Origin of the sequence: Nocardia sp. NPDC059691 (genome assembly GCF_042733915.1) — a bacterium.
GTDB lineage: Bacteria > Actinomycetota > Actinomycetes > Mycobacteriales > Mycobacteriaceae > Nocardia > Nocardia sichangensis.
Genome location: NZ_JBHWFB010000006.1, coordinates 408,483 through 431,471 on the forward strand (window position 1 = coordinate 408,483; position 22,989 = coordinate 431,471).

The 22,989-nt window shown below is 67.0% G+C and carries 26 protein-coding genes; 13 read left to right on the forward strand and 13 right to left on the reverse strand.

The features are described from left to right. Nucleotides 1-38: 38 nt before the first annotated feature. Nucleotides 39-608 carry a GNAT family N-acetyltransferase gene (locus ACFV2O_RS16510; protein WP_379252495.1) on the reverse strand — a complete coding sequence of 190 codons (570 nt, stop codon included), beginning with the start codon at nt 606-608 and terminating at the stop codon, nt 39-41. A gap of 315 nt (nt 609-923) precedes the next feature. Beyond that, entirely contained in the window at nt 924-1,310 is a 387-nt protein-coding gene (locus tag ACFV2O_RS16515) for a MerR family transcriptional regulator (RefSeq protein ID WP_379252496.1), read from the reverse strand. Nucleotides 1,311-1,364: 54 nt separating this feature from the next. On the opposite strand from ACFV2O_RS16515, the gene ACFV2O_RS16520 reads away from it, so the two are divergent. Continuing rightward, on the forward strand, nt 1,365-2,213 hold the full coding sequence (locus ACFV2O_RS16520; protein ID WP_379252497.1) for an LLM class F420-dependent oxidoreductase: 849 nt from the start codon (nt 1,365-1,367) through the stop codon (nt 2,211-2,213). 74 nt (nt 2,214-2,287) lie between these two features. On the opposite strand, the gene ACFV2O_RS16525 is transcribed toward ACFV2O_RS16520, so the two are convergent. The 3 genes from ACFV2O_RS16525 to ACFV2O_RS16535 all read right to left on the reverse strand — a co-directional run bounded on the left by ACFV2O_RS16525 (nt 2,288) and on the right by ACFV2O_RS16535 (nt 5,445). Then, nucleotides 2,288-2,932 (reverse strand): YitT family protein, encoded by a 645-nt coding sequence (locus ACFV2O_RS16525; protein ID WP_379252498.1) that lies wholly within the window; start codon nt 2,930-2,932, stop codon nt 2,288-2,290. 261 nt (nt 2,933-3,193) lie between these two features. Then, nucleotides 3,194-3,676: a hypothetical protein gene (locus ACFV2O_RS16530; protein WP_379252499.1), complete on the reverse strand. Its 483-nt coding sequence runs from the start codon at nt 3,674-3,676 to the stop codon at nt 3,194-3,196. A gap of 734 nt (nt 3,677-4,410) precedes the next feature. Beyond that, nucleotides 4,411-5,445: a hypothetical protein gene (locus ACFV2O_RS16535; protein ID WP_379252500.1), complete on the reverse strand. Its 1,035-nt coding sequence runs from the start codon at nt 5,443-5,445 to the stop codon at nt 4,411-4,413. A 292-nt stretch (nt 5,446-5,737) separates the two neighbouring features. Between ACFV2O_RS16535 and ACFV2O_RS16540 the strand changes: the two genes are divergently transcribed. The 4 genes from ACFV2O_RS16540 to ACFV2O_RS16555 all read left to right on the forward strand — a co-directional run bounded on the left by ACFV2O_RS16540 (nt 5,738) and on the right by ACFV2O_RS16555 (nt 10,014). After that, the gene (locus ACFV2O_RS16540) at nt 5,738-6,280 is read left to right on the forward strand and encodes an AAA family ATPase (protein WP_379252543.1); all 543 of its coding nucleotides are present in this window, start codon (nt 5,738-5,740) and stop codon (nt 6,278-6,280) included. 398 nt (nt 6,281-6,678) lie between these two features. After that, a complete protein-coding gene (locus tag ACFV2O_RS16545) occupies nt 6,679-7,395 on the forward strand; it encodes a metal-dependent hydrolase (protein ID WP_379252501.1) in 717 nt (238 codons plus the stop codon). A 336-nt stretch (nt 7,396-7,731) separates the two neighbouring features. Then, entirely contained in the window at nt 7,732-8,730 is a 999-nt protein-coding gene (locus tag ACFV2O_RS16550; RefSeq protein WP_379252502.1) for an SMP-30/gluconolactonase/LRE family protein, read from the forward strand. A 36-nt stretch (nt 8,731-8,766) separates the two neighbouring features. Then, on the forward strand, nt 8,767-10,014 hold the full coding sequence (locus tag ACFV2O_RS16555; protein WP_379252503.1) for an esterase/lipase family protein: 1,248 nt from the start codon (nt 8,767-8,769) through the stop codon (nt 10,012-10,014). A gap of 42 nt (nt 10,015-10,056) precedes the next feature. Here the strand turns inward: ACFV2O_RS16555 and ACFV2O_RS16560 are convergent, their stop codons facing one another. Further along, nucleotides 10,057-11,154, reverse strand: coding sequence for a hypothetical protein (locus ACFV2O_RS16560; protein WP_355078027.1), 1,098 nt, complete (start codon nt 11,152-11,154; stop codon nt 10,057-10,059). Between the two features lie 339 nt (nt 11,155-11,493). On the opposite strand from ACFV2O_RS16560, the gene ACFV2O_RS16565 reads away from it, so the two are divergent. The 3 genes from ACFV2O_RS16565 to ACFV2O_RS16575 all read left to right on the forward strand — a co-directional run bounded on the left by ACFV2O_RS16565 (nt 11,494) and on the right by ACFV2O_RS16575 (nt 15,075). Continuing rightward, the gene (locus ACFV2O_RS16565; RefSeq protein ID WP_379252504.1) at nt 11,494-12,813 is read left to right on the forward strand and encodes a family 1 glycosylhydrolase; all 1,320 of its coding nucleotides are present in this window, start codon (nt 11,494-11,496) and stop codon (nt 12,811-12,813) included. Between the two features lie 95 nt (nt 12,814-12,908). Continuing rightward, the gene (gene prcB, locus ACFV2O_RS16570; RefSeq protein WP_379252505.1) at nt 12,909-13,730 is read left to right on the forward strand and encodes a proteasome subunit beta; all 822 of its coding nucleotides are present in this window, start codon (nt 12,909-12,911) and stop codon (nt 13,728-13,730) included. A 565-nt stretch (nt 13,731-14,295) separates the two neighbouring features. Next, nucleotides 14,296-15,075, forward strand: coding sequence for a hypothetical protein (locus ACFV2O_RS16575; RefSeq protein ID WP_379252506.1), 780 nt, complete (start codon nt 14,296-14,298; stop codon nt 15,073-15,075). On the opposite strand, the gene ACFV2O_RS16580 is transcribed toward ACFV2O_RS16575, so the two are convergent. Continuing rightward, the gene (locus ACFV2O_RS16580) at nt 15,072-15,467 is read right to left on the reverse strand and encodes a VOC family protein (RefSeq protein WP_379252507.1); all 396 of its coding nucleotides are present in this window, start codon (nt 15,465-15,467) and stop codon (nt 15,072-15,074) included. The genes ACFV2O_RS16575 and ACFV2O_RS16580 overlap by 4 nt on opposite strands. 63 nt (nt 15,468-15,530) lie before the next feature. Between ACFV2O_RS16580 and ACFV2O_RS16585 the strand changes: the two genes are divergently transcribed. After that, nucleotides 15,531-15,860, forward strand: a complete 330-nt coding sequence (locus ACFV2O_RS16585) for a winged helix-turn-helix transcriptional regulator (RefSeq protein WP_379252508.1) — start codon at nt 15,531-15,533, stop codon at nt 15,858-15,860. A 22-nt stretch (nt 15,861-15,882) separates the two neighbouring features. Here the strand turns inward: ACFV2O_RS16585 and ACFV2O_RS16590 are convergent, their stop codons facing one another. Together ACFV2O_RS16590 and ACFV2O_RS16595 are read right to left on the reverse strand one after the other, a co-directional pair. Continuing rightward, nucleotides 15,883-17,181, reverse strand: a complete 1,299-nt coding sequence (locus ACFV2O_RS16590) for an NtaA/DmoA family FMN-dependent monooxygenase (RefSeq protein ID WP_379252509.1) — start codon at nt 17,179-17,181, stop codon at nt 15,883-15,885. A 131-nt stretch (nt 17,182-17,312) separates the two neighbouring features. Then, complete coding sequence (locus ACFV2O_RS16595; protein ID WP_379252510.1) at nt 17,313-17,489, reverse strand: hypothetical protein; 177 nt, start codon at nt 17,487-17,489, stop codon at nt 17,313-17,315. Between the two features lie 240 nt (nt 17,490-17,729). Between ACFV2O_RS16595 and ACFV2O_RS16600 the strand changes: the two genes are divergently transcribed. Continuing rightward, nucleotides 17,730-17,981: a hypothetical protein gene (locus tag ACFV2O_RS16600; RefSeq protein ID WP_379252511.1), complete on the forward strand. Its 252-nt coding sequence runs from the start codon at nt 17,730-17,732 to the stop codon at nt 17,979-17,981. Nucleotides 17,982-17,993: 12 nt separating this feature from the next. Here ACFV2O_RS16600 and ACFV2O_RS16605 read toward each other — a convergent pair whose 3' ends face one another. Then, the gene (locus tag ACFV2O_RS16605) at nt 17,994-18,632 is read right to left on the reverse strand and encodes a TetR family transcriptional regulator (protein WP_379252512.1); all 639 of its coding nucleotides are present in this window, start codon (nt 18,630-18,632) and stop codon (nt 17,994-17,996) included. A 61-nt stretch (nt 18,633-18,693) separates the two neighbouring features. On the opposite strand from ACFV2O_RS16605, the gene ACFV2O_RS16610 reads away from it, so the two are divergent. From ACFV2O_RS16610 to ACFV2O_RS16620, 3 genes are all read left to right on the forward strand, one after another. After that, complete coding sequence (locus ACFV2O_RS16610; protein ID WP_379252513.1) at nt 18,694-19,035, forward strand: hypothetical protein; 342 nt, start codon at nt 18,694-18,696, stop codon at nt 19,033-19,035. Continuing rightward, a complete protein-coding gene (locus ACFV2O_RS16615) occupies nt 19,032-19,535 on the forward strand; it encodes a VOC family protein (protein ID WP_379252515.1) in 504 nt (167 codons plus the stop codon). The genes ACFV2O_RS16610 and ACFV2O_RS16615 overlap by 4 nt, the downstream gene beginning before the upstream one ends. A gap of 127 nt (nt 19,536-19,662) precedes the next feature. Further along, nucleotides 19,663-20,538 carry a TIGR03619 family F420-dependent LLM class oxidoreductase gene (locus ACFV2O_RS16620; RefSeq protein WP_379252517.1) on the forward strand — a complete coding sequence of 292 codons (876 nt, stop codon included), beginning with the start codon at nt 19,663-19,665 and terminating at the stop codon, nt 20,536-20,538. 13 nt (nt 20,539-20,551) lie between these two features. Here ACFV2O_RS16620 and ACFV2O_RS16625 read toward each other — a convergent pair whose 3' ends face one another. The 3 genes from ACFV2O_RS16625 to ACFV2O_RS16635 form a co-directional block, all read right to left on the reverse strand. Then, nucleotides 20,552-21,409: a fructosamine kinase family protein gene (locus ACFV2O_RS16625; RefSeq protein ID WP_379252518.1), complete on the reverse strand. Its 858-nt coding sequence runs from the start codon at nt 21,407-21,409 to the stop codon at nt 20,552-20,554. After that, nucleotides 21,406-22,185, reverse strand: a complete 780-nt coding sequence (locus ACFV2O_RS16630) for a helix-turn-helix transcriptional regulator (RefSeq protein WP_355078040.1) — start codon at nt 22,183-22,185, stop codon at nt 21,406-21,408. The genes ACFV2O_RS16625 and ACFV2O_RS16630 overlap by 4 nt, the downstream gene beginning before the upstream one ends. A 155-nt stretch (nt 22,186-22,340) precedes the next feature. Then, on the reverse strand, nt 22,341-22,964 hold the full coding sequence (locus tag ACFV2O_RS16635; protein WP_364434969.1) for a hypothetical protein: 624 nt from the start codon (nt 22,962-22,964) through the stop codon (nt 22,341-22,343). Nucleotides 22,965-22,989 lie beyond the last annotated feature (25 nt).

Genomic DNA, 22,989 nt, shown 5'->3' on the forward strand with positions numbered 1-22,989 from the left:
CCACAGGCTATCTGGGACAGCTGCTTCCGTACAGGGATCTATGCCGGGCGGAGGCGGGCATGCAAATGCATGTCGTGCCAACCGTCCGCGTGCAACCCAGCACTGCGCCGGACACCCTCCGGCGCGAATCCCGCCTTCACCGCCGCACGGCAGGACGCGGTATTAAGCACCGAGTGCGACACCTCCAGCCGATGGAAACCCACCTCGAACGCCCACCGAGTCACCGTCTCCACCGCGGCGGGCGTCACGCCGCGGCCCCGCCATCCCGGAGCCGTCCAGTACGCGATCCCCGACACTCCATCCGCCGCCGACATGCCCCGCAAACCGACCCGTGCCGCCACCACGTCACCGACGACGACAGCCCACTGCGGGCCGTCACCACTACGCCACCCCGCCTGCCAGCGCGCGATCAACTCCCGCGCCTCGGCCTCGGAAACGACATCGCGAACATGCCAGCGTTGGATATCCGGATCCTGGTAGACGGCCTGGATCACCGCCGCGTCGGCGTTCGTCCAAGGCCGCAACAACACGGTCTCACCTCTCAACGTGGGCTGCGTCCCGGCTGCGAACACTTCGGCGGCGACCACATCGGGCATCAGAGCGGACACATCCGGATTGTCACTCACACGCGCGATCCACCGCCACGCATTTCGTCGACCGAATCGCCGAAGACCATTCGCACCAACCTGTTTCGCACGTGACGACGCCGCACGGTCGTCCAGAGTATCCACCGGCAGGATGCGCCGTCACCAGGCTAGGTACGGTCAGCCGCACGCCTGCGCCCGAAACGAGCTCATATCGACCCGAGCACCTCGACGGACGGCGGCTCGGTTCCCATCGTGTCCGCCACTCGGTGCGCCTCGCGCAGTGAGACGCCACCGACGGCGCGCGGGACGTGCCGGATCCGTAGCACCGCGCGGTTGCTACGTCGAGCTCTGTGCGGCGCGGTCGCTCGCTACCGGTACACCGGAGTCGAGCAGAATCGAGGCGAGCAGGTGGCGGGAGCGCGCCAGATCCGAGGCAAGCGCGTCCATTCGGTCGATCTCCGACTTCAAGATCGCTACCACCTCGGCACACGGCTCGAACCGCGGGACGGTGTCGCGGGCGCATGGCAGTACCCGACGGATGACATCGGTGGGCAACCCGGCTGCCAGAAGAGCACGGATACGAAGAACGGTCTCGACGGTGGAGTCGTCGAATCTGCGGTAGCCGTTGCCGCCACGCGCTGCCGTCAGCAAACCCTGCCGCTCGTAATAGCGCAATGCCCTCGTGCTGCAACCAGTGCGCTGCGCTAGTTCACCGATCCGCATTCCACTCACCTCGACCTTGACCTTGACGCTGGCGTCAATGTTTACCGTAGCCCAATGCAGATCGGAATCTTCACCGGCGTGACCGACGAAAGCATCGGCCCGGCCGACCTCGCCCGGGCAGTGGAAGACCGCGGCTTCGAGTCGCTGTTCGTCGCCGAGCACACGCACATACCGGTCACGGTCACCACGCCATACCCCGGTGGCGACGAGATCCCACACGACTACCACCGCAATCTCGACCCGTTCGTCACACTGTCGTTCGCAGCCGCCGCGACACAACGGTTACGGATCGGCACGGCCGTAACGCTGGTCGTCCAACGCGATCCGATCATTCTGGCCAAGGAGGTGGCGAGCCTGGACCTGGCCTCGGGAGGACGGTTCGAACTCGGCGTCGGCGTCGGCTGGCTGCGTGAAGAGATGCGCAACCACGGCACCGATCCCAGAACACGAGTTGCGCTACAGCGCGAACGACTCCTTGCGATGACAAACATCTGGACCCACCGACAAGCCGAATTCCACGGCGAATTCGTCGATTTCGACCCGCTGTACTCGTGGCCGAAGCCAGTCCAGCAGCCGCGCCCTCCAGTGTGGCTCGGCGGCTGGGGACCATCCACACACGAACGCATCCTCGACCACGCCGACGGATGGTTGGCCCCCGTCGGCATTCCACTCGACGAGCTGGCGAGGGGGATCCGCGAACTACAGGCCCTGGCCGACCGCCACGGTCGAGCGCCAGTGCCGGTGATCGCGACACTGTTCCAACCACAGCGCCACCAACTGCAATACCTGGCGGAGTTGGGAATTCACCGCACATTGCTGGGCATCGTTCCAGTTCTGCCACACGATGCGGCGCTGCACGAGTTGGACCGGCTCGCCGAGGTGAGCTTCGGACCACACCGCTGAACCGACATCGAAGTCACACCCTGTCGTCACTGTGACGATTCGAAGACGCGTCGAAGAGGAGTAGGGGAGTCGAGCTACCCGGCCGGAGCTTCCACCACTTCACCGCCGACGGCAAGCACCGGCTTCGACGGCGAAAACCCCGGCAGGAATCGGTTCACAGCAGGGATCATCAGGTGGATCAGCGGTCCGATCCCGAAGGCGTAGACCAAAGTCCCCACACCGACGCTGCCGCCGAGAACCAATCCCGTCGTCAACACCGTCACCTCGATCGCCGTGCGCACCACCCACACCGATCGCCCGGTGCACCGGACCAGTCCAGTCATCAGTCCATCCCGCGGGCCCGGACCCATACCCGCGCCGATGTACAACACACTCGCCACCGCGTTCAACACGACAGCGGCCCCCATGGCACCGGCCCGCACCGCCAGTGCATCCCACGACGGCAGCCAGACGAGCCCGGCATCGACCGACACGGCGATCACCACGACATTGCTCACCGTGCCCAGACCCGGCAACTGTCGCAGCGGAATCCAAGCCAACAGCACCGCGACACCGGTCAGTGCTGTGACGGCACCGAAACTGATCGGCACGTGCCGCGCCACACCTTGATGAAACACATCCCACGGATCCAGCCCGAGCCCCGCCCGCACCATCACCGCCATCGAGAACCCGTACAACCACAATCCGACATACAACGCGACCAACCGACGAACCAGCACCGACCCAGCGTGCCCGCAACTGGCCACCACAACCAGAGCCAATCACCGATCACTGGACTGCGCGACGACAGCCATCCAGCAACACCACGCGGTACACCCGCCACGCTTCCTCACCATCCCGGTCCACCGAGCCGCCGCTAGCCTCGACGAGCCCGATCTAGGAAATTTCCAAGACTCGTCAACCAACCCATTCCAACAGCGGTCGTCGCGCCTCCGCACCCGAGCGCTCGGTACCACGATGGGAAGGTCTTTGCAGGGCGATCAGAAGCCTTCAAGGTTGCCATCGACGTCGAGTAGACGCCCTTCTTCTTCCCGCCACGACTCGAACGTGGTCGGCATCGCGAGTTCGGCCTCCAGCGGCGGATGGATCTCGCCCCGCACCAGGCGCAGCAGGAACTCGGCCATTCCCATCTCGTATCCGTGGTCCTGACCACGGCTCCTGGGCCGGAAGATCACCTCCCACCGCTCTGGCTCGCCGACGCATCGCCACAGGAAGTCGTCACCTGCCTCGTTCGACGCCCAGGTCAACTCCCCGTCCGCGACCCGCTGCTCGGCGCGGAACAACATGTGGTCCTCATACGGAGAGCCCTCGAAGTGGGGCGTGCTGATGCCGATCGAGTCACTGATCGCCCCCATCCCATACACCGCGACAAAGTCGCGATAGTCAGCTGGCAGTTCCCATCCGGTCTCGACACGCAGCGCGTCCCAGTCGACCAGGTCGCCGCCATCCGGGGGCGGCGGCATGATTCGGCTCAGCTGTTCTACAGCCCAGTGCATGGGTGTCCTCTTGTTTGTCGAAACCGGATTCTTTCGTCTCTACCACCTTGCCCGAGGGCAGAGCTGCCATCCTGGGTAGGGGGCAGGTCCGCAACGATGCGGTCGACGTCGCCCAACCGTTCGTTCCACGACGTCGCCGACCAATCATCCACTGCCGCGGAGTGTCTTACGTCGACGGCATATTTGCCAAGTTCTTCGTATCGGCGCACACCTGGCTACGCAATACGTCACAGTGACAAAATGGCGGTGCGCAATCTGTACGCAGCAGGTTACGCAATCAGGTCACTCCCGGAATCGCAGCAGAAGCCCGACAGCCCTTGAACTCACCGAATCATTCTCGCCTTACCGGATCGGACAGACAGACAACGAATACGCCGCACAATCACTGCTGCGAACCGCCCCAAAATTGCGCCGATAATCAACATTATGTCAACTAGAGGACTGGTAACCGCCCCTCCGGTTCGAAGAAGCCTCATCTCCCGGCGCATCCAAGTGAGACGTATCGGCGAGGCTGAGGGTCGCGCGGTTGCGAACGAAACGAAACCGCCAGCCTCCATCGGCAGCATCATCCACGTGGTGATGACGAAGGTCAGCGTGTAGCCGTGCGTTACGACGATGTGGTCGTGGTCGGTGTCCGCGCCGGTTCGCGGCTCGGCGCCGGGCCCAACCCCGAAATATGACCCGGCGTCGAGGAGGCGGATTCAAGCGAGCAAGTCCGCGAGTTCCGCGTGCAGATCCAGCAACGTGGAAATCTGACCGGCCGGACGGCGGCCCATACCGCACTCGGTGGCGATGCCGAACTCGCCGACGACCGAGCGGGCAGCTTCGATCCGTGCCAGCGCGCCGGCACGGCCGTCGGTGGCGTGCACCAGCCCGAGGTGCAAGTCCGTTCCAGATGGCAAAACAAGATCGGCGAGAGGCTTGAAATAGTCGGCATCGGTACGCGAGCGCGGAACCGGCAGGTGAATCCAGTCGACCCGCCGCTCCAGCCCGCCCAGGATACGGCCGGCGACCGCAGCCAGCTTGCCGGTATCGGCGGGTTCGGCGAAGTGCCGGTGACCGAAATCGCCGTAGCAGAGGTGATAACCAAGATCTACCGGCTCGGGCACAGCACCGCCCAACCGAACGAGCCGCCGCCCCACTTCCTCGAGCTGCGTCGGGTAGTCGGAGCCGAACCACGACGGGAAGACGCCTTCGAAGATGGCGAACTCCACCGCGGCATCCCACTGCACCGCAAGATCTTCCGCCGGGATCGTGCCGAGGATGACGGCGAGTTCGTCGAGCAGCCGCGCCTCGTACCTGCGCTCCAACTCGCCCTGCGGACCCGCGACGAACGCACCGATCACCGCGATAGGCGTTGGCAAGCTCACCTGGAACCGAATGCCCGCGGGGATCGTCCCGTCCTCACGCAGCCGGTGGAAGACTCGCCAGGATTCCAGCGCCGCCTCCGCGTAACCCAAGGGACCGAAGTCGATCGACGCCGCGTCCACGCCGGGCTTGGGCCGCACCCGCTCGCTCGGCCCGTACTCGGGGCTCGGCGGCGGAATGGTTTCCAGGTCCGGATGCGCCTGCATCTTGGGCAACTGCCACACTACCCAGTTGTCCCGAACTCCGGTCTCCCCATCCGGAATGCGCTTCAAGTGCTTGCCGATTCGCCGCGACGCCTCGGTGAAGACTGTTTCCGCATCCGCCAACGGCACACTGCCGCACAGATGAACTCCGCGCCCCTCACCCACCACAACCTCCTCCGCAGGGCCTACCACTGGTTGAGCCGATCTGATCGAAACCAGACATTTGCCACGCTTCGTCCAGACGTCCGGATCGAGATATAGCTATCGATCATCTAGCGCTATGCGATGCAGCGTATGCGCGGAGTGCGAAGTGAGATCCCCAGGTCTGGGAAACCATCGGCGATAGATTCACTGGCCGAACACGCCCTCCTTCCGGCTTGCCGGTCATGGCGCTGCGCAACGAGAATCAGGCCCTTCGCCGACTTGTTCTTCTCGATCGCCCCGGAGGTTCGTCGCCATCTGCGAACTACTCGTTCTCGTCAACGGACTACCCGGCTCCGGGAAGTCCACCTTGGCTCCGGCGCTGGCGCTCGAACTCGGTGCGCACCTGATCACGCGGGACGCCATCAAAGAGGCGCTGGGCTCAGGGCTCGATCACACCGCGGTACTGCCGAATATCGGGGCGATCGCGACAGAGGCCGCCTGGGCGCTGGCCGCCGCGCTTCCCGGTGTCGCGGTGATCGACTCGTGGTGGTTCAAACCCCGAGATGCGCGCTACGCCGCCAACGGCATCGCGAAATCGGGCGCGACGCGAGCAGTGGAGGTCTGGTGCTCGGTTCCGCCCGAGCTCGCCCGCGACCGATACCGCGGCCGTACACGTGCCGCCCTGTACCACGACGACGCGCACCTCGCGCACGACTGGGACCACTGGGCGCGCCTGGCGGAACCGCTCGCGCTCACGCCGGTCGTCGCCGTCGACACCACCGGCCCGGTCGACGGATCCGACCTCGCGCGCCGGATCATGGCAGCAGCGACTGTTGCCATCGGCGACGTCCTCTAGCACTGGATTCACATCACGCCTGGTCCCCTGGCCTCGATGCTGCTTTGGTTTGAGTCCGGCTGGATCGAAACTTCGGTTGCAGGTGGGAATCATGCATATATACGCAAAGGAACGTATCGCAATTTTTTTCCTTCACGCGCTGATGCACGCGCACCGCGGATCGCTTCAAGCGACGCTCATGATGTCGCGAGGTATGCATGAACGGTTCTCACGCCCGCATCCCGCGCTGAACCGGATTGTTCACCTACAGAACGTTTTACGCATCGCCACGACTCTTACCAGCACTCCCCTACCTCATTTCCGCGCAAGCCCGAACGCAGGACACGCTTCCCGCCCGACTTCCGACCTCGCACAGCGGCATTCGCGAACCGATAGCAAGCTGAACTAACGTTCGAATCGTGCTTGGACATTCACATGCGACCAGTGGCGCGTTGGCCTGGTCGGCGGCAGCGGCGACGCTACCGGTCACGATCTTGACGTTTCCGGCTCTCCAGGATGCGACGGGACATCTCGGTACCGTCGACCTGCTGCTCGGCGTCTTTCTCACGGCCGGGGCCGCACTGCTGCCAGACGCGGACCACCCCGACGGGACCATCTCGCACACTTTGGGTCCGATCACGCACACCGCATGCAAGCTCATCTCCTGGGCCTCCGGCGGCCATCGCGGCGCCACGCACTCCCTGGCCTTCGTCGCGGCCGCCGCCTACGGCGCGTGGGCCGGCGAGCACTGGCTCGGGCACTGGTTCACCCTGAGCCTGGTCTTCTTCCTCCTCGCCCTGGCTGTGCGCGCACTGCATCTGTGCCCGTCCGGCAACAACTTCAAGGCATGGGGACCGATCGTCGTGCTCGCCTCCGCGGGCACGTTCGCCATGGAACATTGGATCGCCGACAAGCCGGTCTGGCTGCCGTTCGCGGTCGGACTCGGCGCACTGGCCCACCTGCTCGGCGACTGCCTCACCGAGCGCGGCTGCCGCCTGTTCTGGCCCTTCGGCCTACGAGTCAGCCTTCCCGTCATCGAGCGCACCGGGAACAAGGTCGAAACCTTCATCATCGCACCGCTTTTCACGATCGGTACCCTGGCAATTCTCTGGTACACCATCACCCACCAGCCCTGACGTCTCGATGCCGCTGCCCAGGCCGCCGTGCTCCCGGCGGCGCGATTGCCGCGACAGGCGGCCTGGGCAGCAGCGTGAGGGGCCGCCCGTTCTGCGTAGTCGTCGCCGATCTCGCACGCTCCCCTTCCCTTCAATGCTGCTTTGGTTCGTTCGGGTTGAGTGAGTTTGGTTAGAATAATGGGGGTAACATTCGTAGATGCGCATATCTACGTAGCGACATGTTTTTCGCAGTGCGAACACATCCGTCCTGGGTACCTCCGCCTCCGCCCATAAGCGGTCCCCGACCGCGCACCGTTTCTCCCGAGGCCTCCGCACTCCCCCGGCTACCCTGATGCCATGCTCGCCTCGACCATGCAGCCGCAACGCTGGACACCACCGCGCTCCCCCGCACGAGCGCATCAAACTCGTAGTGCTCCACCTCTTCCCGACATCCGGCGCCTCGAGCTGCCGGGTGCAGGCCCGGAAGATGTCGTCCTCTCCCCCGACGGCAGGATCATCGCGGGCGTCGAAGGCGGTGCGGTCCTCAGCATCGATCCGGCGACCGGCGACGTCCGTGAACTCGCGAACACCGGAGGCCGCCCGCTCGGTCTGCACGCCGACGCCGACGGGCGCGTGCTGATCTGCGATTTCGAACGTGGACTGCTGGAGCTGGACGCCGAGGGCGGGCTGAACGTCCTGGTCGACGAAATCGACGGCGAGCGACTACGGTTCGCCAGCAATGTGGTGCGCGATGCCGACGGCACGATCTACTTCTCGGCGTCGTCGCGCCGGTACTCGCTCGACGAATACATGGGTGACATCCTGGAGCACTCCGGCACGGGTCGCCTGTTCCGCCGGGACCCCGCGGGCAACGTGGAGACGCTCATCGACGATCTGCAATTCGCCAACGGCGTCGTCCTGGCACCCGATCGCTCCAGCGTCGTCGTCGCGGAGACCGGCGGTTACCGTCTCAAGCGCTATTGGCTGACCGGCCCGAAGGCGGGAACGCAGGAACCGTTGATCGAGAATCTGCCCGGATTCCCGGACAACCTCGGCCTCGGCAGCGACGGCCTGATCTGGATCACGCTTCCTTCGCCGCGTAATCCGTTGCTGGATCGCCTGCTTCCGCTGCCTGGCATTCTGCGGCGCATCGTGTGGACGCTGCCGAAGTGGGTGCAGCCGAAGCCTGCGCGGACGGTGTGGGTGCTGGCGGTCGATTTCGACGGCAACGTCGTGCACGACCTTCAGGTCGAGGGCACCGACTATTCGATGGTGACCGGCGTGGTCGAGCAGGACGGCGTGCTGTATCTGGGCAGTCTCACCGAGGCGGCGGTGGCCGTGTCGCGGGTGCCGTAGGGTTCACTTTTCAGTGCACACTTGTACACTGAGGTTGTGACGGAGGGTGTGCCCCAGCGGCAAGCGGAGGTCAGGGCGCTGGCCCGGCTGGCCGGTGACGAACTCGGCGGTGCGGTCGACGGGATCGCGGCCGTGCACCGGGCGATCGCGCAGCGCGTGTTCGCGGCGGTGCGGTGGGGCGTGGGGCCTGCGGCGGCTCCGGTCGAGTTGATGCACGACGCGATCGCGGAGAACGTCTACCGCGTGGTCGGTGGATCCGCGGTGGCGGCGGGCATGGTCGCGGAACGGGCAGCGGATCTGCCCGGCGTCGCACTGTCACGCACGGTGTACGGCTCGGGATTGCTGGCCGCGCTGCAGGGTTTGATCGGTGATGATCTCGAACGGACGCGGCCGATTCTGGCCGGTCCGATGACGTTCCGGATCGACGGCGCTCCCGTGCCCGCGGAGCTCGTCGGTGCGCGCGTTCAACGGCCCGCCGCGCACGTCGTGGTGTTCTTGCACGGCTTGGTGGAAACCGAGCACGCGTGGGGTTTGGGCGGCGGGCCGACCTATGCCGAGCGTCTGGAGTCCGATACGGGATGCACGTCGTTGCAGGTCCGGTACAACACCGGTCTGCATATCTCGGAGAACGCGGCGCAGTTCAGCGAGCTGATGCAGGGCTTGGTCGACGGGTGGCCGGTGCCGATCGAGCGGGTGTCGCTGGTAGGTCATTCGATGGGTGGGTTGGTCGCCCGAGGTGCGTGCTTTGTGGCGAGTGAAGCCGGGGTGCCGTGGGTGCGGCGGGTGCGCCACGTGGTGTGCCTGGGTTCACCGCATATGGGCGCGCCGCTGGAGCAGTTGGTGCATTACGCGTCGGCGGCGCTGGTGCGGTTTCCGGAAACTCGTCCATTCGGGCGGCTGTTGCGTCGCCGCAGCGCGGGTATCCGGGACCTTCGGGACGGCTCCCTGGTGGACGAGGATTGGCGTGATCTGGACGCCGACGCGCTGCGTCGCCGGGTGGTTCGGGAGGTTCCGCTGCTGCGGGACGCGGAGCATTATTTCGTTACCGCCACGGTCACGCGGAATTCGCGGCATCCGCTGGGGCGTGTGATCGGTGACGGTCTGGTTCTCACACCGAGTGGCTCGGGCCGGGCTCGGACCCGGCGCATCGGGTTCGATGTCGACAAGGGTATGCATGTCGCATCGGCGCATCACTTCACGTTGCTCAATCACGCGGCGGTCTACCGCGCGTTGCGTACCTGGTTGGCCTCGGAATCGGCTGGGTCCGATGAAGTTTCTCGCTGAACTCCCGGCGGGGCAGGGCGTGGCCGTGCCCCGCCTCGGCGTTCAGAGAAGGTCTTCGGGGTCGGCGTCGGCTTCGAGGCGCACGTCTTCGGCGAAGCGGCTTTCGGTTTCGGCGTCGTCGTGCTCGGTGTGGGCGGCGTAGAGCAGCAGGCAGCCGCGGATACCGTCGAGGAGGTCTTCCAAGAGGTCGAGAGCGGGGCGGGCGGGGTCGAGTCGGCTGATGCGGAAGCTGGTGAGCATTGCTTCGCGGGTGTCGGCGTCGACGCCGAATCGGTGGGCTTGGGCTTCGATGTCGGCGACGCGGGCGACGAGGCTCCAGGGGGCCGGGACGCGGCCTTCGTGGACGGCCATCGCTTCGGCGATCAGGTCGAGGACGACTTCGGTCGGGGTGTCGCCTGCGGCGAGTCGTTCGAGGACGAGGGTGGGTGTCTCGACTTGGAGTGCTTCGATGTCGTCGGCTTCGGCGACGACATCGGTGGTGGCTACGTTCGCGGCCTCGCCTGCGACTTCGGCGGCGGCGTAGAGCCAGTGTGCCGCGGCGACGGAGGCGGAGGCGGGGTCGAGTTCGGTGAACAGTTCGATGCTGCCGAGTGGGTCGTTGCGCAGGAGTGCGTCGGCGGCGTGGACCTGGGCCGGGGATACGTCGGGACGGGACAGTTCGACGGCTTGGCGGGCGCGGCCGGAGAGGTCGCCGCGTTCGGCGGATTCGATGGCTTCCTGTTCGGTGCGTACCTCGGCGGCGACGGTTTCGAGCAGGGCGGCGTGGTCGATGTCGTGCAGGGTGCGGCCGATGCGGTGGGCGGATTCGACGACGCCGCTGTAGGAGACGAGTAGTCCTTCGTCGGTGGGAAGGTGGGGATTGCGCAGTCCAGCTTCGACTTCTTTGAAGTTGCGGCGTTCTTCGGCGCGGCGCCATGCTTCGCTGTTGGGGACGTCGGGGTCGCCCGCGGCGCTGGCGGGGTGGGTGTAGGTGCGCCATTGGAACCGCGAGAGGGTGGTGAGGTTCGACGCCAGATCGGTTGCCTGGTCCGTGGTCACCTGCGGGGGCAGGGTGGCCACCGTCTGGGCGAGGTCGCCTCGTCCGGTCGCCCAGGTGGCGACGAGGGCGGCGCGGTCGGCATCGAATGCGTATCTGGTCACCTGGGCAAGTCTGGTCGATCGGCGGCGGATGCGCTCGGTCAATTGATTCGCTTGTGTGATGTTGTGCGGCGTTTCCTGGGGACGCGCTGGGAGGATGGGGCTATGACTGTCGATCATGGTGATCCGGGCGGCGGGCCTTCGGCAGCGGAGGCGGTGAGAACTATTGCGGCCGGGTCGAATACCGCGAGGTCGGCAAGTGCGGCGGAGGATGGTTCGCCGTGGGCGTGGAGTTGGCGCGGCGGTCGCGGTTGGGGCGAGCCCGGATTGTGACGGTTGTGGGATCTACGACACGCGAGTTCCTCCCCCGGTCACCAGCAATCTCACAGTTACGCTACGGCGATGCGTACACGCACTCACCGGCGCGGGTTCGCCGCGTTGTCGGCCGCTGCGGCGATGCTGATGGCTTCGGGGGTTTCCGCTGCTCAGCCGGGCCGGGAGTTGCCCGCGTTCGGTAGGGATTTCTTGTGGGGCGTGGCGTCGTCGGGGTTTCAGTCCGAGGGCCATGCACCGGACAGCAACTGGTCGCGTTTCATCGCGTCGGGTGGGACGGCGGATCCGTATCTGGATTCGGTGGACTTCGCTCGCCGCTATCTCACCGATATCGATCTGGCGGCGCGGCTGGGCGTGCGGGTGTATCGGGTGGGTATCGAGTGGGCGCGGTTGCAGCCGGCGCCGCATGCCTGGGATGAGGCGGCGTTCGGGTTCTACGACGATGTGATCGCCCGGATCGTCGCGGCGGGGATGCGGCCGATGCTGACGTTGGATCACTGGGTGTATCCGGGGTGGGCGGTGGATCGGGGCGGGTGGCGCGATCCGGGCATGGTGGAGGATTGGCTGGCGAACATGCGCAAGGTGGTGCAGCGGTATGCCTCGCGTGATCCGCTGTGGGTGACGTTCAACGAGCCTGTGGCGTATGTCGGCACCGAGTTGCGCACGGGTGGGATCGGTGTCGATGAGGCGCCGGTGATGCTGGATCGGATCGCGCAGGCGCACAACGAGATCTACGACGTCATCCACGGTTATCGGTCGGGCGCTCAGGTGACCAGCAATCTGGGGTATGTGGCGGGTGCGGAGACGGAGGTGAATCAGCCGATCGTGGATCGGATTTCGGCGAAGTTGGACTTCATCGGTCTGGACTATTACTTCGCTCCGTTGCCGCAGACCGGGGAGGCGGCGCAGGGCGGTGCGGAGGGGGGTCCGCCGATGTGGGAGCTGCCGGTGCATCCGGAGGGTATCTACTACGCGTTGCGGCATTACGCGCGCCAGTTTCCGGGGCGGCCGCTGTATGTGGTGGAGAACGGGCTTCCGACGGAGAACGGGCAGGTGCGCCCGGATGGGTATACCCGCGCCGATCATCTGCGGGACACGGTGTATTGGTTGCAGCGGGCGAAGGCCGATGGGATGAATGTGGTCGGCTACAACTATTGGAGTCTGACGGACAACTATGAGTGGGGTTCCTATGCGCCGCGGTTCGGGCTCTATACGGTCGATGTGCTGACCGATCCGACGTTGGCGCGCCGCCCGACCGATGGGGTCGACGCGTATGCCCGGCTGATCCGCGCGGGTGGTGTGGCGCCGGATTATCGGCCGACGCGGGCTCCGGTTCCCTGTGTCCACATCGATGCGGCGGAGACCTGTGTCGGGGAGGATCCGGCCTAGCGCGGTTGTCGCCGGGTGGTGGTGGGGTTCCGGTAACGTCGGGCGGAAGTGCACGCGTTCGCGGGTGGGGCACGCTCCGCCCGGAGAGGTGATTCATGACGACCGATAGTCACCTGCCGCTCGGCTTGCGGTACCCGGCGGCGTCCTTCTCGGAGTATCTGCGCCGGTATGCGCCGCGGTTGTTGCCGGATCCGGATTTCGGCGGTGGCGCGAGTGGTGTCGCGCCGCACGGGACGACGATCGTCGCGATCGGTTATCGCGGTGGTGTGCTGGTGGCGGGTGATCGGCGGGGCACGATGGCGCATCTGGTGTCGACGCGCGATATGCAGAAGGTGTTCGTCACCGACACGTATTCGGCGGCGGGTTTCGCGGGCACGGTCGGGATGGCGGTGGAGATGATCCGGTTGTTCGCGGTGGAGCTCGAGCATTACGAGAAGATCGAGGGAGCGCCGCTGACGTTCGACGGCAAGGCCACGAAGTTGTCGGCGATGGTGCGGGCCAATCTGCCTGCGGCGCTGCAGGATATGGCGGTGATCCCGGTGCTGGTCGGCTACGACCCGGACGCTGTGGAGCCGGAGCGGGCGGGGCGGATCGTGTCGTATGACGCGGTGGGTGGCCGGCAGGAGGAGCGTTTCGGTTACACGGCGGTCGGTTCGGGGTCGGTGTTCGCGAAGTCGTCGTTGAAGAAGACCTATCACCGTGCGATCGATGCGGAGGCGGCGTTGCGTCTGGCGGTGCAGGCGCTGTTCGACGCGGCCGATGACGATACCGCGACGGGTGGCCCGGATCTGTTGCGCGACATCTATCCGACCGCGGTGCTGGTCGATGCCGACGGCGCGGTGGAGGTGCCGGAGGAGCGTCTGGCGCGGATCGCCCGGGCGGTGGCGGATGCGCGTGCGGCCGCGGAGGGGCACTAGCGGCGGGATGTCCGCTTCGGGCGGTGCTGCTGGGAATGCGTTCGGGCGGCGGGGATTCGCGAATTTCCGGCCGTGTCGAGTTCGTGCCGCGTGAATTTTGTGACCGACGTCCTAGTGCTGTCTTGTTAAGCGTGTCACAGCAATCGGGGCGCGGTGCGTTGGGCATCGTTGCGGTGAAATCTGCGAATGTCGAGTTCAACGCCGTGCGCGAAAAGTTACTCGCCGGTTGGGTCGCTCTTCGTCGGTAGGCCGTGGGAGCTGCGGCGATGCGTGGGAGATCGATCACGCTTGCCTGCTGTCGCGCAGCTACTTACGGTGATTTTCGTCGATGGCCGATGATGCCCGATCGAATTACATCTTATCGATGTGCCGCGATATTCGGCTTCTGGAGCAATTCCGCTGTTATTGCTCTGGGCGGCAAGGTTATTCATGCGGCACCGGCGAAACTGGAGCAATGGTACAACCAACCCCTTGGCAGGCAAGCAAAACGCGCGACCGTCGGAGCCGTGGCTCCGGAGGCACCGGACGCGGGGCGACGCCACCACGGGGTGTGGATTGGGGCTTCTTGTTCGCCGCGACCGCGAGCGCGGTCGGCTTCGCCTTGCTGTTCCAGCCGTGGCTTTCGGCGTCGGGTTCGGGTGGCGAGGCGCGCTCCGACGCGTTCGGCCGGGTCACCGGGGCGACCAATGGTTTCGACGAGTGGTCGGTGTCGAAATTCCGTGACGTGAACATCAGCGGCGCCTGGGGTCTGCTGGCCGCGGCAGCGATGGTCGTCACCGTGTTCGCGGTGGTGGCGCAGCTGCGGTTGCGGACCCGCGGGTTCGCGCACCTGGTGATCGGCTCCAGTGTGCTGGCGGCGATCGTGGTGCTGAGCGCCTTGCTGTACCTGGATGCCAGGGGGCCGGAATTGCGGATCCTGGTCGATCCGGGTGAAGGTCTCGGCGCGGGGTTGCTGCACCGTATCTTCGGCGAGGGTGGGTCGGGCAGCGGGGAACGGCGTATGGCCAGCGCCGGACTCACGCCCGTGGCGTTGGTCGCCGGCGTGCTGAGCTGCGCCGCCGCGGTGGCCGCGATCGCGCAGGGCGCTCGCCGCTACGGCCTCAGCCCGATGCGGGCCCTGTCGTGGTTGGTGACGCCGCCGCCCGCCGAGCCCGAGCAGCCCGCGGCCGTCGCGGCGGCGCCGCGTCCGGCGGTACAGCCGACGCCGGACGCCGCCGAGCGGCTGCTGTGGGACGAACTGGTCTTCGATGACGACTTGGTCGCCAACGTCACGTGGGTGCGGAACACGAACCCGCCGCGGCCGGAAGCCTCAGGGCATCGGTCGACGCCGGTCCTCACCCGCTAGCGCCCGATGGTGTGGTCCGGTCCCAGTACGCGCGCTCGTGTCTCGGGCGACCACTGCACAAATTCCAGCTCGGCTCCGTCGGCATGCCGGACGTAGACGAATGTCCCGGTGGCGCTGGTGAGTGGTCCTGCGATGAGTTCAGCGCCGTAGTCGGTCACCGTCCGCAGCAGAGCGTCGAGATCATCGACGATGACCGGGCCGACGGTGGTCCGGTAGCGCTCGACATCGTCCGGGTGGCCCGCGATGAGCAGGAAGTCGCCGACGGCGGCGAGTTCGGCGCGCTCGAAGCCGAAACGGAGATCGGCTTTCGCTCCGGCCAGCCGTTCGTAGGTCGGCAGGGCGGTGTCGAGGTCGGTGACGAAGACTCTGGCATAGGTTTTCAGGATGCGCACCGGTCCGACGCTAGGCGCGGATCGGCACGACCGGCAGTACGCACTCGAAGGTGAGTGGTGAGGATGTCCGAGACCGAGGAGCAGCAGGCCAGGGCGCTCGCCCGGCGTGTTTTCGCGGCGCTGTCGACGAAGTGGGCGTTGCGGGTGCTCGAGGAGATCGGGGACGGCGAACGCCGTTTCGGCGAGTTGCATCGGTCGATCGAGGGCGTGAGCTACAAGATGCTGACCGAGACACTGCGTTCGCTGGAACGGGAGGGTTTGGTCGCGCGGCGTGATCACCACACGGCCAATCCTCGGGTGGAGTATTCCCTCACCCCTGCCGGAGACGAGTTGCTGCGGCTGGTGCACGGTATGTGCGCGTGGTCGCGCGCCCATCTCGCCGAGTTGATGTGACAGCGGCTGCGTGCCGCACGTGTCAGTCCGGTAGCGGGGGTAGTTCGAGGTTTTCGCGGAAGGTCGCGCCGACGTAGTCGGAACCGGTGATGCCGCGGCGGCGTAGTTCGGGCAGCAGTCCGTTGACGACGAAGTCGCGGGTGCGTTCGTCGGCGAGTCCGCCGAGGGAGATCACATCGAGAACGCCTGCGTCGTAGCGTTCTTCGATCGCGTCGGCGAGTTGTTCGGGGGTGCCCGCGACGGCCCAGTGGCCGGTGTCTTTGGCGGCGATGATCAGCTCTCGCAGTGTCTTTCCCGACCGTGCGAAGTTGCTGAAGATCTCTACCCGGCCGCGTCGGCGGTGCACGGATGCCACGTCGGGGAGCACGTTGTCCGGGAGGGGCTTGTCCAGCGGCAGGCCGGACAGGTCGACGCCGCCGCCGAGCATGTCGGCGAGGGCGGCGCGTCCCGCTTCGAAGTCGGTCGCCTCGGCCTGTTCCCGCGCCAGGCGCTTCGCTTCGGCTTCGGTGGCGCCGTAGGTGGCGTGGAACGAGCTCATGATCAGCGGCAGGCCTTCGGCGCGGCCGAGTTCGCTCGCGCGTGCGCGAATGCGTTTGGTGTAGGTGACCGCGTCTTCGAGGGTCGGCAGTGAGGTGAACACGACCTCGGCGAATCGCGCGCCCAGTTCGATGCCGCCCGCCGATTGCCCGGCCTGGAATTGCACGGGTCTGCGCTGCGGTAGGGGCGGGATGTTCAGCGGTCCACGGACGGTGAAGTACCGCCCGGCGTGATCGATGGGCCGCACGCGGGTGGCGTCCAGGATCGCGCCGCCGTGCCCGTCGGGAGTCAGCGCGCCGGACTGCCAGCTGTCGAACAGGGCGTTGACCACCTCGAGGGATTCGGTGGCGCGGGCATACCGGTCTTCGGGGCTCGGCAGATCCTGGTCGCCGTAGTTCTCCTCCCCCACCGAGGAAGTCACCGCGTTCCATGCCGCGCGGCCGTTGCTGATGTGGTCGAGGGTGCCGAAGAGCCGGGCGAGGTTGTAGGGGTGGTGGAAGGTGGTGGTTACCGTGGCGATGAGGCCGACGTGCGAGGTGACGGCGCTCAGCGCGGACAGGAAGATCAACGGTTCCTGGGCGCCGATGGCGCCTTGTGCGCCGAAACTGAGCAGGTCGGCGGCGAAGAGGGCGTCGAATTTGTGTTGTTCGGCGATTTTCGCGATCTCGATCGATGACGCGATCGTCGTGGCGGACGGATCGATGGCCGCCGCGTACACGCTGACCGCACCGCTGACTCCCGTGACGGTCTTCAGAGGCCGTCGTCGCCCACCAACTTTGCCCATTGCGGCGACGCTACCGGTGCGCACCGCTGTCGTAACGGGTTGCGATCAGCGAGATGTTTTCTGTCCGAGCGGAATTTGCGGGGCGGTGCCACAGAGGTGATGTGGCATGGCTTCGTACACCGGGGCCGATCCTAGGCCTGTTCTCGCCCGTCGCCGTGGTCCTCGGGGGTCCGGTCCGCGCGCGGCACCCGTACCACTCCGGTGTCGAGATCGATGTCGAACCGCGGTGTATGGGTCTGCCCGTCGCTGTCCTCGCTGCCCTCATGGTTCAGCTTCTTGCCAGGAAACAGCTCCCCGATGACGCCCATACGATCACCATACGCGCGAGCGGGATCCGACCGAGTCCGGCACGGCGCATCCCCGCCGACGGCGTTCGGTCGACGAGTGCGGACGTGATCGCCAGGCGATAGCGGTCGAACGGTTCCATTTCGGCGCCCGAGAGGCTGAGGCTCGGTTAGCATCATGTTCTGCTCCGATCTGCCGAGGACCGCGGCACGGGGAGCGCTGGGCGACCGATACAGGAATCGAACGACAGATCGGCCTACCGAATGGAATACGACGCCGACCTCGCCCAGGCTCGGGTCTTCTTGGAGTTGCTGACCCGGCAAGCCCGGACGTTGGCGCGGGACATCGAATCCACTTACCGCCACGATCCCGCCGCGCGGCACGAGCTGTACAGCGAATTGTGCGTGGTGCGCCGCTATATCGACCGGCTGCACCGACGGTTCCCCGATACCGCGGGGCCGCAAGTGCGTCGGCAGCTGGTCGTCGCCCCGGGTACACGGCCGGTGCTGGGTTGAGGGGTGCCGGTCTCAGTGCCCCGGCGCGGCGGCCGTGCGCTCGGGGACGGGCACGGTGAGCATGGCGACGATCATGTCCACGATCTCCGCGGCGTCCCCGGGGTGGGCGGTGCGCACCCCCGCTTCCAGGGTGCGTTCGTAGTCGGCGATCAACGCGAACATGACGGTGGCCATGGTTTCCAGGCGTTGCCTGCGCAGCCGCCGCGGCAGAGCGGTCAGCGCGGCGTCGAGGCGGGTGGCGATGATGCGGACGGCGGCGCGGTCGGCGTCGGCGAGACGGTGCGCGTCCGCCACGACGGGATGGGTGCGTACCACTTCCAGGAACCGGCCCAGATGAGTCACCCGGTCGTGGCCGAGCAGTTCGAGGATCGGGGTCGCGAGCATGGCGACGAGGGTGTGCACGTCGTTGGTGCGGCCGTCGGCCTCGTGGGCGGCCAGCAGCTGCATGCGCCGCTGTTCGAGCCAGTTCATCCGGCGCTCGACGATGGCCTCGATCAGTCCGGTGCGCGAATCGAAGTAGTAGTGCACGGCGGAGTTGTTGCGCTGGCCCGCGGCGGCGGCGATGTCGCGCAGCGGCACGTCGAGGCCGCGTTCGGCGATGAGGCGTTCTCCGGCGTCGAGCAAGGCGGTGCGCGATTCGTCGCTCGGCATGCACGCACTCTACTAAACACGAGTATTGACGATGTTAAACACAGATGATTAATTAAACGGCGTGGATAATGTGGCGGTGGTCACCGATGCCGCGTCCGGCCCCGGCGCCGCGCTGTGCCGCCTTTTGGCCGCGCAGGGCGTCGCGGTGGTGGCCGCCGACATCGACGCCGCCGGTGTCCGCGTGAGCGTGGCCGTGCCCGGCGGGGTCGCGACCGACATCGTCGATTCCGGGATCGACCTGCCCGGGTACTCCTATCGCGCACCGTTGCGCCGGATGCCGATCGGGATGACCGGCTCCGAACGGGCCGCGCGGCACATCCTGCGTGGCATGCGGAAGAACCGGCCCTACATCGCACACCGGTGGTGTCCGGGTCTGCTGAGCCGTCTCGGAGGCCGCCGATGATCACAGGCGGCCCGATCTTCCAATTGTGCTGGGTGGTGGGTGATCTGGCTTCGGCTCGTGAGACGTTCACCACCCGGTACGGAGTCGGTGAATGGTTCACCATTCCGGAGGTCCACTTCGGGCCCGATGCGGCCGAATTGCGCGGGGCCCCGACCGATTACACGATCGGTGTGGCGCTCGGTTATGCGGGTGGCCAGCAGTTGGAGCTGATCGAGCCGCGTGGCGGGGTGAGCCTGTACGCCGAGCATCTCGATCGGGTCGGCCCCGGACTGCATCACGCCGCCTGGGTGCCCGAGGACTACGACGCCGCGCTCGCCGAGGCCGCCGCGGCCGGTATCGAGATCACCGCGCGCGGCCGGTTCGATGGCGTCGGGATGGAGTTCGCCTATCTCGAGGGCGGGCCGATCGGCTCGCACATCGAACTGCTGCGGTTGTCACCGCAGATGCGTGCGCTGTTCGACCATTTGATTCCGGAAGGATTCACCAACCCATGGCAGTAGGCGGCGACCCACGGCAGTCCGCGATGCCGTCGCGGCGCCACGGTCGCGCCTGCGGCAGTTCCCCTCACGTCTCGGCAACCGCCCGGGACCCGAGCGGCGCGCTCGACGCGCCAGGAAGGCAGGCACCATGCGTTTCACCTACGCCGAGACGATGACCGACCCGTCGTATTACCTCGCTCTGGCCAAGGCCGCCGAGGAGGCGGGCTACACCTCCATGGCGGTCGCCGACAGCGTGGCGTACCCGAAGGAGTCCGACGCGAAATATCCCTACACCCCCGACGGGAACCGGGATTTCCTGGAGGACAAGCCGTTCGTCGAGGCATTCGTGCTCAGCGCGGCGATGGCAGCGGTGACCACCACGCTGCGGTTCACGCCGTTCGTGCTGAAGCTGCCGATTCGCCCGCCCGTGCTGGTGGCCAAGCAGGCCGCGTCGGTGGCCGCGCTGAGCGGCAACCGGTTCGGGCTCGGTGTCGGCATCAGCCCGTGGCCGGACGATTTCGAGATCATGGGGGTGCCGTTCGACAAGCGCGGCGCGCGGATGGACGAATGCATCGACATCGTGCGCGGACTTTCGGCAGGCGGGTACTTCGAATACCACGGGCAGTTCTACGACATTCCGCCGATCAAGATCAGCCCGGTGCCGACCGAACCGGTACCGATCCTGATCGGCGGCCACAGCAGGCCCGCGTTGCGCCGGGCCGCGCAGCGCGGCGACGGGTGGATGCACGCCGGTGGCGACGGCGCCGAATTGGACCGGCTGCTGGGCGAATTGGACACGTTGCGCGCGGAGTACGGCACCCGCAAGGACTTCGAGGTGCACGTCATCTCGCTGGACGGTTTCACTGTCGACGGGATCAAACGTCTCGAGGACAAAGGGGTCACCGATGTGATCGTCGGCTTCCGGCTCCCCTACACCACCGAGCAGGACACCGAGCCGCTGGAGACCAAGATCGCCAACCTGTCCCGCTTCGCGGAGAAGGTCATCGCCCGGGTCAACGGGTGACGCCGGGTGCGGGTCAGGACCCTAGCGCGGCGGCGGCCGCGGCGAGGGTCCGCGCTCGGTAGCCCGCGCCGAAAAGCGCGACGTGCACCAGCAGCGGATGCAGCTGGTGCAGCGGCGTGCGGGTGCGCCATCCGTCGGCCGGCGGGTGGGTTTCGTGGTAGGCGGCGCGGATACGGTTCAGGTGTGGAGCGCCGAAGAGGGCGAGCATGGCCAGATCGGTCTCGCGGTGGCCCGCGTGCGCGGCGGGGTCGACGAGCATCGCCCGTTCCCGCGTCCACACGATGTTGCCCGACCAGAGATCGCCGTGGATGCGGGTCGGTGGTTCGGCGGGGCCGGCCAGCTCATCGATGCGATCGATGACGCGTTCGATCAGGCGGGTGCCGTCGGCGCCGAGCGCCGCCGCCGCCCGAGCGAGGTAGGGCGCGAGGCGCTGCTCGGCGTACCACCGCGACCACGGACCGTCGGTCGGGGTGTTGGGCAGTGGCAGGCTCGCGATCCAGCCTTCCCACGGGGCCCCGAACAACTCGGCGCGGGCGGCGTGCAGCGCGGCCAGTTCACGGCCGAATCGCTCGGCGGCCGCGGGGGTGGGTCCGGTCTCCTCCAGCCAGGGCAGCACCAGTGTCCGGTCGTCGGCGGCCAGGACCTGCGGCAGCAAGGCCCCGGCCGGGTCGGGCGCGGTGGCGCGCAGCCAGGACAGGCCCGCAGCTTCCGCCGCGAAGACGGATGTCGGCTCGGCCGAAGCCTTCACGAAAACGGTTCTGCCGTCGGCTGTTTCGGCGCGGTGCAGCGTCCACGCGTGGCGGGCGCCGAGATCGGTGACGGCGCGCACGGGCGCGTCCAGCAGGGCCGACAGCTGGGCCGCGCGGCTCACCGGGCGCCCGCGGTGAGCCGTTTCATAGTGTCCTCGTCGGCGGGGAAGAACGACTCGATGGCCAGTTCGGCGACGGTGACGTTCATCGGGGTGCCGAACACCGTCGTGACGCTGAGGAACGACAACTCGTTGCCGTCGTGCTCGATCCGCAGCGGCACCACCGCCTGGTCGGGTTCGGGCACGGTGAGCTCCACTTCGCCACCGGGGTAGGACCGCAGCTCCTCGAGCAGGTCGGCCAGGTCCCTGGCGCCGGTGACCTCTACTTGGCGCGTCAGACGGGCGAGGATGTGGCCACGCCATTCGGCGAGGTTGCGGATGCGGCCGGCCATGCCGTCGGGGTGCAGGCTCAGCCGCAGCGCGTTCACCGGCGGTTTCGTCAGTGCCGGATCGATGTCCGCGATGAGCACGGCCACGCCGCTGTTGGCGTCGATCATCGTCCAGTTCTGGTCGATGGCCAGCGCGGGGTAGGGCTCGTGGCCCGCGAGGATTTGGCGCATGGCGCCGCGGACGGCGTTCATGGCCGGAGTGTCCAGACCGGGCTGCGCGTAGGCGGGCGCGTAGCCCGCGGCCAGCAGGACGCGGTTGCGTTCGCGCAACGGGATCTCCAGATGCTCCGACAGGTGCACGATCATGGTGCGGCTCGGGGTGGCGCGCCCGGTTTCGATGAAGCTCAGGTGCCGCGCCGAGGTGTCGGCCCGTCCGGCCAGCTCCAGCTGGCTGAGCCTGCGTTCCAGGCGCCAATGTCGCAGCAGGTCACCTGCCGTTGGGGTAGTCACGCCCCGATCCTACGAACGGCCGGCCGTCGCGGCCATTACCTCTCGGGTAAGGGTCGCCGATACCCGCGGCGTCCTGGCCGTTCCGGTCGCCGTGCCCGCGCGGGAACACGAATGTCCGGCCGGAAGCGTGTGCTCCGGCCGGAACTCGGGCGCTGTCAGGCCATTTCGGGGACGCGCAGATGCGCGAACGCCAGCTCGAACTCCCCCACCTCGAGCACGTTGGCGCCGACCCGCTGAGTCGCCGCGCTCCTGATCCGAGTGCTGTGCTCGCGGGTGGCGTCCATCGCCTCGCGAGTCGCCCACACCATCGCGCCCACCCCTCGACCGCTGTCCCGGTCGACGAACAGGCTGGCGCTGCAGAATCCGTCGAGCGTCTCGATCTGCGGCAGCACTTCCATCCGGAATGTGTCGATCAGGCGCTCGACCTGCCCCGGGTCGACCTGCACCCAACTGCACCTGGCGCAGGCGGCGTCGCCGGCGGGATGGTCGCGGTGCATCGCCGCGATGTCCCATTCCTCGACGCGCTCCACCTCGCCGCCGAGTCGGCGGGCCAGGCCGTCGCGCAGTTGCTGGGCCCGTCCTCTGCTGGCATGCAATGCCTCCTGCGATTCCCACGAGGTCGTAGCGATGCAACGTCCCGTCGACCGGTTCACCAGCAACGACATGCCGACCCACCCCTGCAGCTCCGGCAGATTCGACATCACTTCATCGCGGAGGTATGCGATCCCGTCGTCCATCGATGACGGCTGGGCCGCGATTGTGCTGGAACGTGCGTACACGGGCAACCTCCCGACTGCTCATGGC

What these genes read in the sequence shown, in the direction of transcription:
- ACFV2O_RS16565 (WP_379252504.1), top strand. Translation starts at nt 11,494, where the DNA reads ATGCGTACACGCACTCACCGGCGCGGGTTCGCCGCGTTGTCGGCCGCT.
- ACFV2O_RS16515 (WP_379252496.1), bottom strand. Translation starts at nt 1,310, where the DNA reads ATGCGGATCGGTGAACTAGCGCAGCGCACTGGTTGCAGCACGAGGGCA.
- ACFV2O_RS16550 (WP_379252502.1), top strand. Translation starts at nt 7,732, where the DNA reads ATGCTCGCCTCGACCATGCAGCCGCAACGCTGGACACCACCGCGCTCC.
- ACFV2O_RS16615 (WP_379252515.1), top strand. Translation starts at nt 19,032, where the DNA reads ATGATCACAGGCGGCCCGATCTTCCAATTGTGCTGGGTGGTGGGTGAT.
- ACFV2O_RS16530 (WP_379252499.1), bottom strand. Translation starts at nt 3,676, where the DNA reads ATGCCGCCGCCCCCGGATGGCGGCGACCTGGTCGACTGGGACGCGCTG.
- ACFV2O_RS16590 (WP_379252509.1), bottom strand. Translation starts at nt 17,181, where the DNA reads ATGGGCAAAGTTGGTGGGCGACGACGGCCTCTGAAGACCGTCACGGGA.
- ACFV2O_RS16600 (WP_379252511.1), top strand. Translation starts at nt 17,730, where the DNA reads ATGGAATACGACGCCGACCTCGCCCAGGCTCGGGTCTTCTTGGAGTTG.
- ACFV2O_RS16620 (WP_379252517.1), top strand. Translation starts at nt 19,663, where the DNA reads ATGCGTTTCACCTACGCCGAGACGATGACCGACCCGTCGTATTACCTC.
- ACFV2O_RS16585 (WP_379252508.1), top strand. Translation starts at nt 15,531, where the DNA reads ATGTCCGAGACCGAGGAGCAGCAGGCCAGGGCGCTCGCCCGGCGTGTT.
- ACFV2O_RS16595 (WP_379252510.1), bottom strand. Translation starts at nt 17,489, where the DNA reads ATGGGCGTCATCGGGGAGCTGTTTCCTGGCAAGAAGCTGAACCATGAG.
- prcB (WP_379252505.1), top strand. Translation starts at nt 12,909, where the DNA reads ATGACGACCGATAGTCACCTGCCGCTCGGCTTGCGGTACCCGGCGGCG.
- ACFV2O_RS16520 (WP_379252497.1), top strand. Translation starts at nt 1,365, where the DNA reads ATGCAGATCGGAATCTTCACCGGCGTGACCGACGAAAGCATCGGCCCG.
- ACFV2O_RS16605 (WP_379252512.1), bottom strand. Translation starts at nt 18,632, where the DNA reads ATGCCGAGCGACGAATCGCGCACCGCCTTGCTCGACGCCGGAGAACGC.